Below are 14,284 nucleotides of genomic sequence, written 5' to 3' on the forward strand. Positions count from 1 at the left end.
CGAGGTAATTGGCATCGATTTTTGACACGCTGTTGAGTTCTCAAGGATCGGACGCACACCATCAGTTCGCCGTGTGGCGAAGCCTCTGGGGCAACCTCTCAATCGTATGCTTTCCTGCGTCGTTTCCCCAAATCCGCTTCGCGGCGGGAAAACCGTGGTGGAAAGCCCCCACGTCCTTCTCTGTTCGGCGCAACGAATCGCGCCGGAGACGAACTGTACTGCATGTGGGGTTCAGCCCCGGGACCGGCCTTCTTCGCGGTGGTGACCGCGGTGGTGTCCGTTCCTCCCTGTCGGGCTGACGTCGAGAACATTAGACGGATCCCGCCGCAGAAGACAAATCCGCAGGTCAGCGCCCTGCAGGTCTCCCACGGCGGGATCCGGGGCGCTCAGGCTCCGCGTCGTCCCGCGGCCAGGGACTTGCGACCTCGGCGCAACAGGGCCACCTCGCCGTGCAGGAAGTCGTCCTCCCCCAGGACCTGCTCGGGGTCGGAGAGCTTGACGTTGTTCAGCGAGGCTCCCCCGTCCCCGATGACCCGGCGAGCCGCGTTGCGGGAGTCGACCAGCCCGACGGCGACGAGGGCATCGGTCACCGACATGCCGACGGAGACCTCACCCCCCGGCAGCTCCCCGGTGGCGTCGCGCAGGGTGCGAGCGTCCAGCCCTGTCAGGTCGCCCTTCCCGAACAGCGCCTCCGATGCCGCCTGCACCGCTGCCGTGGCTGCGGCTCCGTGGACGAGCGTGGTGACGTCAGCGGCCAGCGCCTTCTGGCACTCCCGCAGGAACGGCTTCTCCGCCAGCGACTGCTCGAGGCGCGCGATCTCATCGGGCCCTCGGTCGGTGAAGACCTTGAGCAGCTTGACCACCGAGGCGTCCTCGACGTTGATCCAGTACTGGTAGAAGGCCCACGGGCTGGTCATCTCGCTGTTGAGCCAGATGGCGTTGCCCTCGCTCTTGCCGAACTTGGTCCCCGCGGCATCGGTGATCAGCGGGGTGGTCAGCAGGTGCACCGACTTCCCCTCCACCCGGTGGATGAGGTCGGACCCGGCGGTGAGGTTGCCCCACTGGTCCTGGCCGCCGGTCTGGAGCGTGCAGCCGAAGTCCCGGTAGAGCTGCAGGTAGTCCAGCCCCTGGAGGATCTGGTAGCTGAACTCGGTGTACGAGATCCCCTCGTCGCTGTTCAGCCGTGCCGCGACGGCGTCCTTCTTGATCATCTGGTTGACCCTGAAGTGCTTGCCGATGTCGCGCAGGAAGTCCAGCGCGGACAGCGGGGCCGTCCAGTCGAGGTTGTTGACCATCACCGCCGCGTTGTCCCCCTCGAAGTCGAGGAAGGGACGGACCTGCTCCTGGATGCCGGCGACCCACTCGGCCGTCTGCTCCTTGGTCTTGAGGATCCGCTCGGACGACGGCCGTGGGTCGCCGATCAGTCCCGTCGATCCCCCCACGAGACAGATGATCCGGTGCCCGGCCCGTTGCAGGTGTCGCATGACGATCAGCTGCACGAGGTTGCCGAAGTGCAGCGACGGAGCCGTCGGGTCGAAACCGCAATACGCCGTGATCGGCCCGTCGGCGAGTGCCTGGCGCAGCGCGGACTCGTCGGTGGTCTGCGCCACCAGTCCTCGCCACTGCAGCTCGTCGAAGATGTCGCTCACGATGTGGGTTCTCCTTGTCCGGTGGGTCGTGCCGCGGAACCGCAGGCACGAGCACAGCCTGCCCTATGACCCGGTATGGCGTGCACGGGACGTGGTTGGTCGATTCGGTGCCGGTCGGTACACCGAGACGCTCGGTTCGTCCGCGAGCCAGAACCGCCACGGGTGCGCGTCGCCGTCGCCCCCGGCTCCGGCCACCCCGACCCGTGGCCCCGTCCGTACGAGCGCTGGGTCGGTGGGGGTGCCGGGCGCACGGAGGACCACTCCCGTCCCGGCGGCACAGGCATCGAGGCCCGTCTGGGCACCGTCGAGGGCCAGCGTCGTCGCGAGCCGCGCCGGTCCGCGGGCCCAGTCGCGACGGCGGATCCCGTGCCGTCGCAGCGCGGCCACGTCCTCCCCCTCCACCACCTCGCCGGCCCGCAGCAGCACGGCACTCGCCGCGCCGTCGTCGCCGCACACGATGTTGGCGCACCAGTGCATCCCGTACGTGAAGTAGACGTAGAGGTGGCCCGCCGGCCCGAACATCACGGCCGTCCGCGGGGTGGGACCCCGGAAGGCGTGCGACCCGGGGTCGGACTCCCCGGCATACGCCTCCACCTCGGTGAGCCGCACCGTCACGCCGGCGTGGCTGATCGTGGCGCCGAGCAGGGCCGGGGCGACGGTGAGGACGTCACGCGCGAAGAAGGACCGTGAGAGGCGGCGCCCGAGCCGGACGGGACTCAGTCCTTGCGCCGACGGATCTTGTTGCCCAGCCACACCACGGGATCGTAGTGACGGTCGACGACACGCTCCTTGAGCGGGATGAGCGCGTTGTCGGTGATCTTGATGTGTTCGGGGCAGACCTCGGTGCAGCACTTGGTGATGTTGCAGTAGCCGAGGCCGTGCTCCTCGCGTGCCGCCGGCCGCCGGTCGGCACTGTCGAGCGGGTGCATGTCGAGCTCGGCGATCCGCATGAGGAACCGCGGCCCGGCGAAGGCCTGCTTGTTGTCCTCGTGGTCGCGCACCACGTGGCAGACGTCCTGGCACAGGAAGCACTCGATGCACTTGCGGAACTCCTGGCTGCGCTCCACATCGACCTGCTGCATGCGGTACTCGCCCGGCTGCAGACCCTCGGGTGGCGAGAACGCCTGGACCTCGCGCGCCTTCTGGTAGTTGAACGAGACGTCGGTGACGAGGTCGCGCTGCACGGGGAAGGTCCGCAGCGGCGTCACCGTGATGGTCTGGTCCTCCTCGAAGGTGCTCATCCTGGTCATGCACAGCAGTCGCGGGCGGCCGTTGATCTCGGCGCTGCACGATCCGCACTTGCCGGCCTTGCAGTTCCACCGGACGGCCAGGTCCGGGGTCTGCGTCGCCTGGAGGCGGTGGATGATGTCGAGGACGACCTCGCCCTCGTTGACCTCGACGGTGTAGTCCTGCAGGTCGCCACCATCGGCGTCCCCGCGCCAGACCCTGAACTTCGCGTCGTAGCTCATGCCCCGCTCCCGTCGTCGGGCCCCTGCGCTGCCCCCGGCTGTGATGCCGGCGGTCCGTCGCGGCGGGCCAGCTCCGCGTCGGTGAGGTACTTGGCCAGCTCGCTGCGTTCGAACAGCTCGAGCAGGTCCTGGCGGATCTCTGGCACCGGCTGGTGCTTCAGGGCCACGTCCCCCGCGTCGTCCAGCGTGCAGATGAGGTTGACCCCTCGCCACTGGGGGTCCATCTTCGGGAAGTCCTCGCGGGTGTGACCGCCGCGGGACTCGGTGCGCTCGAGCGCGGCCAGGGCGACGCAGCGGCACACCGCCAGCATGTTGCGCAGGTCCAGGGCGAGGTGCCACCCGGGGTTGAAGGGACGTTTCCCCTGCACCCCGACGCTCTTCACCCGCTCGTCCATCTCGTCGAGCATCCCGAGCGCCTCGCGGACCTCACCCTCGCGCCGGATGATGCCGACGAGGTCGTTCATCTTCTGCTGCATCTCGCTGTGCAGGGTGTAGGGGTTCTCCGAAGCCTCCCGGAAGGGCGCCAGCGCTGTCTGCACCGATGCCCGGACGTCCGCCTCGCTCACCGTGGGGCGGGAATCCCCCAGAGCCGCAACGTATTCCGACGCTCCAGCTCCCGCCCGCCGACCGAACACGAGGAGGTCGGACAGGCTGTTGCCACCGAGCCGGTTCGAGCCGTGCATGCCGCCCGCCACCTCGCCGGCGGCGTACAGACCGGGCACGGCCGTGGCCGCCGTGTCGGCGTCGACCTCGACGCCACCCATGACGTAGTGGCAGGTCGGCCCGACCTCCATCGGCTCGGCCGTGATGTCGACGTCGGCGAGCTCCTTGAACTGGTGGTGCATCGACGGGAGCCTGCGGGTGATCTCCTCCGCGGGGAGCCGGGTCGACACGTCGAGGAACACCCCGCCGTGCGGCGATCCCCGCCCCTCCTTCACCTCGCTGTTGATCGCGCGCGCGACCTCGTCGCGCGGCAGCAGCTCGGGTGGCCGCTTGTTGTTCTCCGGGTCCTTGTACCAGCGGTCCGCCTCCTCCTCCGTGTCGGCGTACTGCCCACGGAAGACGTCGGGGACGTAGTCGAACATGAAGCGCTTGCCCTCGGAGTTGCGCAGCACTCCCCCGTCGCCGCGCACCGACTCGGTGACGAGGATTCCCTTGACGGACGGGGGCCAGACCATGCCGGTCGGGTGGAACTGGATGAACTCCATGTTGACCAGGGCCGCACCGGCGCGCAGGGCCAGGGCGTGTCCGTCGCCGGTGTACTCCCACGAGTTGCTGGTGACCTTGAACGACTTCCCGATGCCGCCGGTCGCCAGGATGATCGCCGGTGCCGAGAACACCACGAAGCTGCCCGTCTCCCGCCAGTAGCCGAAGGCCCCCGAGACGGCCCCCGACGCGTCCTTGAGGACGTCCGTGACGGTGAGCTCGGCGAACACCCGCAACCGTGACTCGTAGTCGCCGGTCTCGCGGTGGTCGTCCTGCTGGAGGCTGACGATCTTCTGCTGGAGGGTGCGGATCAGCTCCAGGCCGGTGCGGTCGCCGACGTGGGCGAGGCGCGGGTACTCGTGGCCGCCGAAGTTGCGCTGGCTGATCCGGCCGTCGGGCGTGCGGTCGAACAGCGCGCCATACGTCTCCAGCTCCCACACGCGCTGGGGGGCCTCCTTCGCGTGCAGCTCGGCCATCCGCGGGTTGTTGAGGAACTTGCCGCCCCGCAGGGTGTCGCGGAAGTGGACCTGCCAGCTGTCCTTCTCGTTCGCGTTGCCCATCGAGGCCGCGATGCCACCCTCGGCCATGACGGTGTGCGCCTTGCCGAAGAGGCTCTTGCAGATGACCGCGACCCGCAGGCCCTGCTCCCGCGCCTCGATCGCCGCACGCAGGCCGGCACCACCGGCACCGATGACGATGACGTCGTAGTCGTGCCGTTCGAGGGGTTCGACGTCGGTCACGCAGGCTCCTAGTTGATGAGGCGCAGGTCGGAGAGGGTCCCCGAGGAGACCAGGGCGATGTAGGCGTCGGTGACGACGAGGCTGCCGAGCGTCACCCAGGCGAACGTCATGTGGCGGGCGTTGAGCTTGCCCACGAGCCCCCAGGCCTTGTAGCGCAACGGGTGCTTGCTGAAGTGGTTGAGCCGGCCGCCGACGATGTTGCGGCACGAGTGGCAGCCGAGCGTGTAGCACCAGAGCAGCACCACGTTGGCGAGCAGGATCAACGTGCCCAGGCCCAGCCCGAAGCCGCCGTCCTTGCCCCGGAAGGCGTGCAGCACGTCATACGTGTTGATCAGGCTGATGAGCACGGCAGCGTAGAAGAAGTAGCGGTGCAGGTTCTGCATGATGAGGGGGAAGCGGGTCTCGCCCGAGTAGGAGCGGTGCGCCTCGGGCACGGCGCACGCCGGCGGGCTCATCCAGAACGAGCGGTAGTAGGCCTTGCGGTAGTAGTAGCAGGTCAACCGGAACAGCAGCAGGAACGGCAGCGTCAGGGCCGCGAACGGGATGAGCGCCGGCCACGGGCCGAACGGCGTGCCGAGGTGGGTCGAGCCCGGCACGCACGAGGTCGACAGGCACGGGGAGTAGAACGGGGTGAGGTAGCCGTAGTCGGCGACGAAGTAGTCCTTCTGCAGGCTCGCCCGCACCAGGCCGTAGAGCAGCCACGCGGTGAAGCAGACGAACGTGACGAGCGGCTGGAGCCACCACCGGTCCTCGCGCAGCGTGCGCTCGGCCACGCGGGCCCGACCGGGAGCGTGGACGCCTCCGCCGAAGGGGGCGTTCGACACGTCAGTGGCCCCGGGACGGGCCGACGCCCTCGTCCTCGGCGTCCGACCACAACGCGGGGTCGTACTCCTCGTCGGTGATGAAGACGATCTCGCCGGGTCCACCGGCACGGTCCTGCGACCCCACCCCGGCGCCGCGGGCCAGCAGGTCGACGTCGTCGGCCAGCCGAACCACGTCGTCGCGCAGTCGTTGGACGTCGAGGGTGTTGCCGAGCTCCTTGGAGAGCGCGGTCACCGCCCGTCGCAGTCCGGCCACGTGACCCGCAGCCGCAGTGAGGTCGTCGCTAACACCCATGGCACCGTCCTTGTCGCGAAGGTCGAGGCGGGTCGCCTGTGACCCACGTCACCGAACCTAGCGCGAAGGGCGCCCGAAATCGTGGGACTGCGCCGAACGTGTTTCGTCCTCGTGCGTGACCCGGCTCGCGGACGGCCGTGGAGCGCCCCGAGCGGGGTGGGGCGTCAGCGCACCGTGATGGGGGTGCCGGCCCACGTGCGGGCCGCGGCGGCCTGCTGCTGGACGCGGGTCAGCTGCTCGGCGACCCGTACGGGCGCCGTGCCGCCCTTGGCGCTGCGCGAGGCCAGGGACCCCTCGACGCTCAGGACGTCCCGGACGCCCGGGGTGAGGTGCGGCGAGATGGCTGCGAGGTCGGCGTCGGTGAGGTCCCACAGCTCGATCCCGCGCCCCTCGCACACGCGCACGCAGGCACCGGCCACCTCGTGGGCGATCCGGAAGGCCACCCCCTCCCGCACGAGCCACTCCGCGATGTCGGTGGCCAGCGAGAAGCCCTGCGGCGCAAGGGAGGCCAGTCGTTCGGTGTTGAACTCCATCGTCTCCACCATGCCGCTGAACGCAGGCAGGAGGACCTCGAGCGTGTCGACCGCGTCGAACACCGGCTCCTTGTCCTCCTGCAGGTCGCGGTTGTAGGCCAGCGGCAGCGCCTTGAGGGTGGTCATCAACCCGGCGAGGTCGCCGACCAGCCGACCGGCCTTGCCCCGGGCCAGCTCGGCCACGTCGGGGTTCTTCTTCTGCGGCATGATGCTCGACCCCGTCGAGTAGGCGTCGTCCAGCGCCACGAAGGAGAACTCCTTGGTCGCCCAGAGGACGACCTCCTCGGCCAGCCGCGAGATGTCCACCGCGGTCATCGCTGCGACGAACGCCATCTCGGCGACGAAGTCCCGCGACGCGGTGCCGTCGATGGAGTTCTCGACCGCGGACGTGAACCCGAGGTCGGCCGCCACAGCCTCCGGATCGAGACCGAGCGACGAGCCGGCCAGGGCCCCGGAGCCGTACGGCGACACCGCCGCCCGCACGTCCCAGTCCTGCAGCCGCTGGACGTCGCGCAGCAGCGCCCAGGCGTGCGCGAGGAGGTGGTGGGCGAGCAGGACGGGCTGGGCGTGCTGGAGGTGGGTCCGGCCGGGCATGGCGACCTCGGGATGGCGGGACGCCTGAGAGACGAGAGCGTCGACGACGTCGAGGACCAGCGCCGCGACCGAGCGCGCGTGGTCGCGCAGGTACATGCGGAACAGCGTGGCGACCTGGTCGTTGCGCGAACGGCCGGCGCGCAGGCGCCCACCCACGTCCGCTCCGGCGCGCTCGATGAGCCCGCGCTCGAGGGCGGTGTGCACGTCCTCGTCGTCCTCGGCGGGTGCGAACGCCCCGGACTCGACGTCGGCGGCCAGCTGGGCCAGCCCGGCGAGCATCGCCTCGAGGGTGGCGTCGTCGAGCAGGCCGGCGGTGTGCAGCACCCGGGCGTGGGCGCGGGAGCCGGCGAGGTCGTAGGGCGCGAGGCGCCAGTCGAAGTGGGTCGACTTGCTCAGCGCCGCCAGGGCGTCGGCGGGACCACCGGCGAAGCGACCACCCCAGAGGCTGACCTTGCCCGTCTGCGGCTGGTCGGGCTCGGCGGTGGGGGTCGGGCTGTCGGGGCTCACAGGTGCTCCTGGGTAGGGCGTGCGGTCGGGTCTGCGGTCGGGTCTGCGGTCGGGTCTGCGGTGCGGTCTGCGGTCGGGTCTGCGGTCGGGTCCGCGGTGAGGTGCGGTCGTGCTCGGGGCACGGCCGGGCCCACGTCAGTCGGTCGTGCCGGCGAGGGCCAGCAGGTCGCCCGCCGTACGGCGGCTGGCGGCCGGGCCGGTCGTGATGATCATGATGGTGTCGTCGCCCGCGATGGTGCCGAGGACCCCTGCCAGGTTCGCGTGGTCGATGGCGGAGGCGAGGAAGTTCGCCGCTCCGGGCGGGGTCCGCAGCACGACGAGGTTGTGGGACGGCTCGGCGGTGACGAGCAGCTCCTCGCACACCCGCCGGAGCCGAGCGGTGAGGGCCGTCCCGTCAGCGGCGGGGCGGGCGGTGCGGTCCCCGCCCTCCCCCGGCACGGCATACACGAGGGAGCGGCCGGCGCGGACCTTGACGGCGCCGATCTCGAGGAGGTCCCGGGAGAGCGTGGCCTGGGTGACCTCGATGCCGTCCTGGGCCAGCAGCGTGAGGAGGTCGGCCTGCGAACGCACCTCGTGCCGTCCGAGCAGCTCGACGATCCGGCGCTGGCGCCCGGTGCGGGTCGCGGCGATCGTCATGCGTCCTCCAGGAGGAAGGACAGCAGCGCCTTCTGGGCGTGCAGCCGGTTCTCCGCCTCGTCCCAGACGAGCGACTGCGGGCCGTCGATGACGGCGGCCTCGACCTCGTACCCACGGTAGGCCGGGAGGCAGTGCAGGAAGACGGCATCCGCGGCCGCCCCGCCCATGAGCGACTCGGTCACGGCGAACGGCACGAACGGGCTCTGCGCTCCCTGGCGGTCGCCCTTCTCCTCCTCCATGCCCATCGACACCCAGGTGTCGGTGACGACGACGTCGGCCCCGGCGACGGCCTCCGACGCCTCGCCGGTGACGACGACCGAGCCACCCTGCTCGGCCGCGATCTCCTGCGCGCGAGCGAGGATCGCGGCGTCGGGCTGGTGGCTCGCGGGCGTGCCGATGCGCACGTGCATGCCCGCCAGGGCGCAGCCGAGGAGGTAGGAGTGCGCCATGTTGTTCGCCCCGTCACCGACGTAGGCGAAGGACAGGCCGCGCAGGGATCCCTTGTGCTCCAGCACGGTCAGGAGGTCCGCGAGGATCTGGCACGGGTGGAACTCGTCGGTGAGGGCGTTGACCACGGGCACCCCGGCGTACCGCGCCATCTCCTCGATCCGCTCCTGGCCATGCGTCCGCCAGACGATGGCGGCCGACTGCGGACCGAGGATGCGCGCGACGTCGGCGATGGACTCGCGGGTGCCGATCTGGGCGAGGTTCCCGTCGACGACCATGGGGTGGCCGCCGAGGCCGCTGATCGCCCCCGCGAACGACACCTGGGTGCGGAGCGTCGGCTTGTCGAAGACGACGGAGACGATGCGCGGCCCCGCCAGCGGGGTGCGGGAGTATGGCGCGGCCTTGAGCTCCAGCGCCCGCTGCAGGACCAGCGCCTGCTCGTCGGCGGTGAGGTCGTCGTCACGCAGGAAGTGGCGGGTCATCGGGCGTCCTTCGTGGTGGCGGCCGGCGCGGCGGCACGGGTGGCGTCGAGGGCTGCGTCGAGCAGACCGGGGAGGGCTGCCACGAACAGGTCCAGCTGGTCGGTGGTCACGACGAGCGGTGGTGCGAGCCGAAGCGCGTCGGGGGCCACCGGGTTGACGATGAACCCTGCGTCCCGGGCGGCGGCCGCGACGTGCGCCGCCACGGGTTCGGCCAGGGTGATCGCCCGGAGCAGACCCTTCCCCCGCACCCCGGTGACGAGCGGATGCTGCAGTGCTGCAACGGCGTCCGCGAGGTGCTGGCCCGCTGCCGTCGCGTGCGCGAGCAGGCCCTGCTCCTCGATCGTGTCGATGACGGCGAGCCCGGCAGCCGCGGCCAGCGGGTTCCCGCCGAACGTCGACCCGTGCTGCCCCACCGTGAGGAGGCCGGACACGTCGGACCCGAAGGTCACCAGGGCGCCGATCGGCACCCCGCCGCCGAGCCCCTTGGCCAGCGTGATCGCGTCCGGGACGATCCCGGCCTGCTGGAACGCGAACCACGTGCCCGTCCGCCCGATGCCGGTCTGGATCTCGTCGACAACGAGCAGGGCACCGTGCTCGGTGGTGAGCTCGCGGGCAAGCCGAAGGTAGGTCGCGTCCGCCTCGATGACGCCCGCCTCGCCCTGGACCGCTTCGAGGACCAGTGCTCCCGTGTCGGGTCCCACGGCCGCGCGCAGGGCTGCCTCGTCGCCGTACGGCACGTGGCTGATGCCGGGCATGAGCGGGGCGAACGGCTCGCGGTAGACGGCCTTGTGGGTCAGGGCGAGGGCGCCGGTGGTGCGCCCGTGGAAGGCGCCCTCCGCGGCCACGATGCCGCTGCGGCCGGTGCGCCGGCTGAGCTTGATGGCCGCCTCGATCGCCTCCGCGCCGGAGTTCGCGAAGAAGACCGCGGACCCTGCCGGGGCGTCGGCGATGCCGAGGATCCGCTCCGCCAGCGCGATCTGGCCGGGCGAGGTGAACAGGTTGGAGACGTGGATCGCCTCGCCGGCCTGCTTGCTGATCGCCGCGACCAGCGCCGGGTGGCCGTGGCCCAGGGAGTTGACCGCGATGCCGCCGACGAGGTCGAGGTAGCGCTTGCCGTCGACGTCCCAGACCCAGCAGCCGTCGCCGTGGGAGAGGACCAGGGGCGGACGCCCGAAGACGCCCAGGACGGCGTGCTCGTACCGGTCGAGCAGCTCGTCGTTGCGGGTGGCCATCAGGCGTCGCCTTCCGTCGTGGCGGTGGAGGTTCCGGCGGAGGCAGCCGCCGGCGCCGCGGAGTCGGGGACGACCATGGTGCCGATCCCCTCGGAGGTGAACACCTCGAGCAGCAACGAGTGCGGCTGGCGTCCGTCGATGACGTGGGCCTGCGGGACCCCGTTGTCGACGGCGCGGACGCAGGCCTCGAGCTTGGGGATCATGCCGGCGTCGACACGACCGAGGAGCTCACGGGCTCCGCTGACCGACAGCGACGACAGGAGCGAGTCGCGGTCCGGCCAGTCGGCGTACACCCCCTCGACATCGGTGAGCATGACGAGCTTGTGGGCGCCGAGGGCGACCGCCAGCGCAGCGGCAGCGGTGTCGGCGTTGATGTTGAGGACCTGGCCCTCGACGTCGAGGTCCGGCGCCACCGTCGAGACCACCGGGATCCGCCCGGCGTCGAGGATGTCCTGCACCGCGCCGGGGTTCACCGTGACGACGTCGCCGACGAGCCCGAGGTCGACCTCCTCGCCGTCGACCTCCGTGCCTCGGCGACGGGCGCCGAACAGGCCTGCGTCCTCGCCCGAGAGACCGACGGCCACGGGGCCGTGCTGGTTGAGCAGGCCGACCAGCTCACGGCCCACCTGACCCGTGAGCACCATGCGGACGACGTCCATCACCTCGGGGGTCGTGACACGCAGGCCACCGCGGAACTCGCTCTCGAGGCCGAGGCGCCCGAGCATCTGGGCGATCTGGGGGCCGCCGCCGTGGACGACCACGGGACGCAGGCCGGCGTAGCGCAGGAACGCGACGTCCTGGGCGAACGCCGCCTTGAGCTCGTCGTCGACCATGGCGTTGCCGCCGTACTTGACGACGACCAGCGACCCGCGGAAACGCTCGAGCCACGGCAGGGCCTCGACGAGCGTCTGGGCCTTGCCCCGCGCCACGCGCAGGGCGGCCTTCCCGATGTGGCCGCGGACCGTGCTCGTGGTCGTGGCCCCGTTCGGTGTCGGGGCGGTGGTGGCCGGGGTGGTGGTGTCGGTCATGGGGTCTGGGCTGCCTTCAGCTCGAGTAGGCCGAGTTCTCGTGGACGTAGTCGTGGGTGAGGTCGTTGGTCCAGACCGTCGCCGTCGCGTCGCCGGCGTGGAGGTCGACGAGGACGTGCACCTCGCGTGCCGTGAGGTCGACCAGGGAGCGGTCCTCCCCCACCCCGCCGGCCCGGCACACCTGGACGGAGTTCATCGCGACGTCGAGCTGGTGGGGGTCGAAGGCCGCCCGGGTCGTGCCGACGGCTGCCAGCACCCGCCCCCAGTTGGGGTCGTTGCCGAAGACGGCGCACTTGAAGAGGTTGTTGCGGGCGATCGAGCGGGCCACCTCGAGCGCGTCCGCCTCGCTCGCGGCCGCCCGCACCTCGATGGCGATGTCGTGGTGGGCACCCTCGGCATCGGCGATGAGCTGCCGGGCCAGGCCGGCGCAGACCTCCGTGACCGCGGCCGTGAGCTCGTCGGCGCCGGGGGTGACGCCCGACGCACCGGACGCGAGCAGCACCACGGTGTCGTTGGTCGACTGGCAGCCGTCGGAGTCGATCCGGTCGAACGTCGCAGCGGTCGCCGCCCGCAGCACCGCGTCCAGCTCCCCGCCGGTGACGACGGCGTCCGTGGTCACGACGACCAGCATCGTGGCCAGGGCCGGGGCGAGCATGCCCGCGCCCTTGGCCATCCCGCCGACGCTCCACCCGTCCCGCTGCGCGACAGCCTGCTTGTGCACGGTGTCCGTGGTCTTGATGGCCACGGCCGCATCCTCGCCGCCGTCGGCGTGCAGGGCGGCCGCGGCGGCGTCCACGCCCCCGAGCACCTTGTCCATCGGGAGGAGCTCACCGATGAGCCCGGTCGAGCAGACGACCACGTCCCCCGCCGAGACACCCAGGACGTCGGCGACCTTCTCCGCGGTGGCATGGGTGTCGGCGAAGCCCTGGGCCCCGGTGCAGGCGTTCGCCCCGCCCGAGTTGAGGACGACGGCATCGACGCGACCGTCGGTGAGGACCTGTCGCGACCACGTCACCGGGGCGGCCTCCACCCGGTTGCTCGTGAAGACGGCAGCGGCGTGGTGGTCGGGCCCGTCGTTGACGACGAGCGCCAGGTCCGGTGCACCCGTGCTCTTCAGCCCGGCGGCGACGCCGGCAGCGCGGAACCCGGCTGGGGTGGTGGTGCTCACGAGAGGCCTCCGGAGAGCTTGGCCGGCGCGACGGTGTGCCCACCGCGGCGCCAGGTGTCCATCGCGTCGTCGGCACGGTCGCTGTCCACGAGGATCCAGTCGGTGTCGTAGGTCGAGAGCGCGAGGATGCTGATCTTCTTGCGTGCCAGGGGTTCCAGCAGGCCGGCGAGGACGCCGACCATGGTGAAGTCGAGGGGCCCGGCGATCTCGAACGCCGTGAGCGGTCCTTCCTTCTGGACCCCGTCGGGGAGCGTGTCGAACGCCGAGACGATCGAGGTCTCGCTGTCGGTGTACGTGATCGACGCCAACGGGCCGGTCCGCCAGTCCCACGACGGCTCCTCGCCGGCGGGCAGCCGGACGAAGGCGACGGCCTGGTCGTGGCGCATGAGGTGCAGGGGCAGGCTCACGGTGCCACCCCCGCTGCGGGGAGGCCGGTCGTCTCCGGGAGGCCGAGGGCGAGGTTCAGGCACTGGACCGCTGCGCCGGCCGTCCCCTTGGTGAGGTTGTCGATCGCCGCGACGACGACCACGCGGCCGACGCGCTCGTCGACGACGACCTGCAGGTGGACGCTGTTGCTCCCGAGGACGCTGCCCGTCGACGGCCAGGACCCCTGGGGCAGCACGTGCACGAACGGCTCCGCGGCATACGCCTCCTCCCACACGGACCGGACGCTCGCGGGGTCGACGCCCTCGGCGAGCGGCGCCGTGCACGTCGCGAGGATCCCGCGGGGCATCGGAGCCAGCGTGGGGGTGAACGAGACGGTGACGGGTTCACCCGCGGCGCGGGTGAGGTTCTGCTCGATCTCCGGGGTGTGGCGGTGCGTGCCACCGACCCCGTATGGCGACATGGCACCCATGACCTCGGCGCCCAGCAGGTGGGGCTTGAGGGACTTCCCGGCGCCGGAGGTGCCCGACGCGGCGACCACGACGACGTCCTGCGGGGCGAGGACGCCGCCTGCGTAGCCCGGCGCGAGGGCCAGGGACACCGCCGTCGGGTAGCACCCGGGCACGGCGACGTGCTGCTCCCCCGCGAGGACCGCGCGCTGCTGCTCGCCGTGACCCACCGGCAGCTCGGGGAGGCCGTACGCCCAGGCGCCGGCGTACGGGGTGTCGTAGAACGCCTCCCAGGCCGCGGAGCTCGCCAGCCGGAAGTCGGCGCCGCAGTCGATGACGACGACGTCGTCCGCGAGCTGGGATGCCAGGGCACCGGAGTGCCCGTGCGGAAGGGCGAGCAGGACGACGTCGTGGCCGGCGAGCGTCTCGGGCGTGGTCTCCTCGATCACGCGGCCGGCGAGCGGCGTGAGGTGCGGGTGGACGGCGCCGAGCAGCTGCCCGGCGCTCGAGGCGGCCGTGACCGCGCCGATCTCCACGTCGGGGTGCGCCAGCAGGAGCCGGAGGATCTCTCCCCCGGCGTAGCCACTGGCTCCGGCGACTGCCACGCGCTGCATGTGCATGAACATACACCCCCATGAGAGTTC

14 protein-coding genes are annotated in these 14,284 nt (G+C 71.4%); all 14 read right to left on the bottom strand.

The window, feature by feature from the left end; genetic code table 11:
• Positions 1-386: 386 nt before the first annotated feature.
• Positions 387-1,649, bottom strand: coding sequence for a tyrosine--tRNA ligase (tyrS, locus tag ASD62_RS17355; RefSeq protein ID WP_056917499.1), 1,263 nt, complete (start codon positions 1,647-1,649; stop codon positions 387-389).
• A gap of 63 nt (positions 1,650-1,712) precedes the next feature.
• Complete coding sequence (locus ASD62_RS17360; RefSeq protein WP_235530784.1) at positions 1,713-2,402, bottom strand: DNA-3-methyladenine glycosylase; 690 nt, start codon at positions 2,400-2,402, stop codon at positions 1,713-1,715.
• Positions 2,366-3,118 carry a succinate dehydrogenase/fumarate reductase iron-sulfur subunit gene (locus ASD62_RS17365; protein WP_056917500.1) on the bottom strand — a complete coding sequence of 251 codons (753 nt, stop codon included), beginning with the start codon at positions 3,116-3,118 and terminating at the stop codon, positions 2,366-2,368. Before ASD62_RS17365 ends, ASD62_RS17360 begins: the two co-directional genes overlap by 37 nt.
• Positions 3,115-5,064, bottom strand: a complete 1,950-nt coding sequence (locus tag ASD62_RS17370) for a fumarate reductase/succinate dehydrogenase flavoprotein subunit (protein ID WP_082581036.1) — start codon at positions 5,062-5,064, stop codon at positions 3,115-3,117. The genes ASD62_RS17365 and ASD62_RS17370 overlap by 4 nt, the downstream gene beginning before the upstream one ends.
• Before the next feature lie 8 nt (positions 5,065-5,072).
• Entirely contained in the window at positions 5,073-5,888 is an 816-nt protein-coding gene (locus ASD62_RS17375) for a hypothetical protein (protein WP_056917501.1), read from the bottom strand.
• 1 nt (position 5,889) lies between these two features.
• Positions 5,890-6,180 carry a hypothetical protein gene (locus tag ASD62_RS17380; RefSeq protein ID WP_056917502.1) on the bottom strand — a complete coding sequence of 97 codons (291 nt, stop codon included), beginning with the start codon at positions 6,178-6,180 and terminating at the stop codon, positions 5,890-5,892.
• A 164-nt stretch (positions 6,181-6,344) separates the two neighbouring features.
• Positions 6,345-7,814 (bottom strand): argininosuccinate lyase, encoded by a 1,470-nt coding sequence (gene argH, locus ASD62_RS17385; protein WP_056917503.1) that lies wholly within the window; start codon positions 7,812-7,814, stop codon positions 6,345-6,347.
• A 135-nt stretch (positions 7,815-7,949) separates the two neighbouring features.
• On the bottom strand, positions 7,950-8,450 hold the full coding sequence (locus tag ASD62_RS17390; protein WP_056917504.1) for an arginine repressor: 501 nt from the start codon (positions 8,448-8,450) through the stop codon (positions 7,950-7,952).
• Entirely contained in the window at positions 8,447-9,379 is a 933-nt protein-coding gene (gene argF / locus ASD62_RS17395; RefSeq protein ID WP_056917505.1) for an ornithine carbamoyltransferase, read from the bottom strand. Before argF ends, ASD62_RS17390 begins: the two co-directional genes overlap by 4 nt.
• Complete coding sequence (locus tag ASD62_RS17400) at positions 9,376-10,611, bottom strand: acetylornithine transaminase (RefSeq protein WP_056917506.1); 1,236 nt, start codon at positions 10,609-10,611, stop codon at positions 9,376-9,378. The genes argF and ASD62_RS17400 overlap by 4 nt, the downstream gene beginning before the upstream one ends.
• Positions 10,611-11,639, bottom strand: a complete 1,029-nt coding sequence (argB, locus tag ASD62_RS17405; protein ID WP_082553351.1) for an acetylglutamate kinase — start codon at positions 11,637-11,639, stop codon at positions 10,611-10,613. Before argB ends, ASD62_RS17400 begins: the two co-directional genes overlap by 1 nt.
• 16 nt (positions 11,640-11,655) lie before the next feature.
• Positions 11,656-12,807: a bifunctional glutamate N-acetyltransferase/amino-acid acetyltransferase ArgJ gene (gene argJ / locus ASD62_RS17410; RefSeq protein ID WP_056917507.1), complete on the bottom strand. Its 1,152-nt coding sequence runs from the start codon at positions 12,805-12,807 to the stop codon at positions 11,656-11,658.
• Positions 12,804-13,214, bottom strand: a complete 411-nt coding sequence (locus tag ASD62_RS17415; protein WP_235529260.1) for an ACT domain-containing protein — start codon at positions 13,212-13,214, stop codon at positions 12,804-12,806. The genes argJ and ASD62_RS17415 overlap by 4 nt, the downstream gene beginning before the upstream one ends.
• Positions 13,211-14,254 (bottom strand): N-acetyl-gamma-glutamyl-phosphate reductase, encoded by a 1,044-nt coding sequence (gene argC / locus ASD62_RS17420; protein ID WP_056917854.1) that lies wholly within the window; start codon positions 14,252-14,254, stop codon positions 13,211-13,213. Before argC ends, ASD62_RS17415 begins: the two co-directional genes overlap by 4 nt.
• Positions 14,255-14,284 lie beyond the last annotated feature (30 nt).

Origin of the sequence: Phycicoccus sp. Root563 (assembly GCF_001427915.1) — a bacterium.
Classification (GTDB): domain Bacteria; phylum Actinomycetota; class Actinomycetes; order Actinomycetales; family Dermatophilaceae; genus Pedococcus.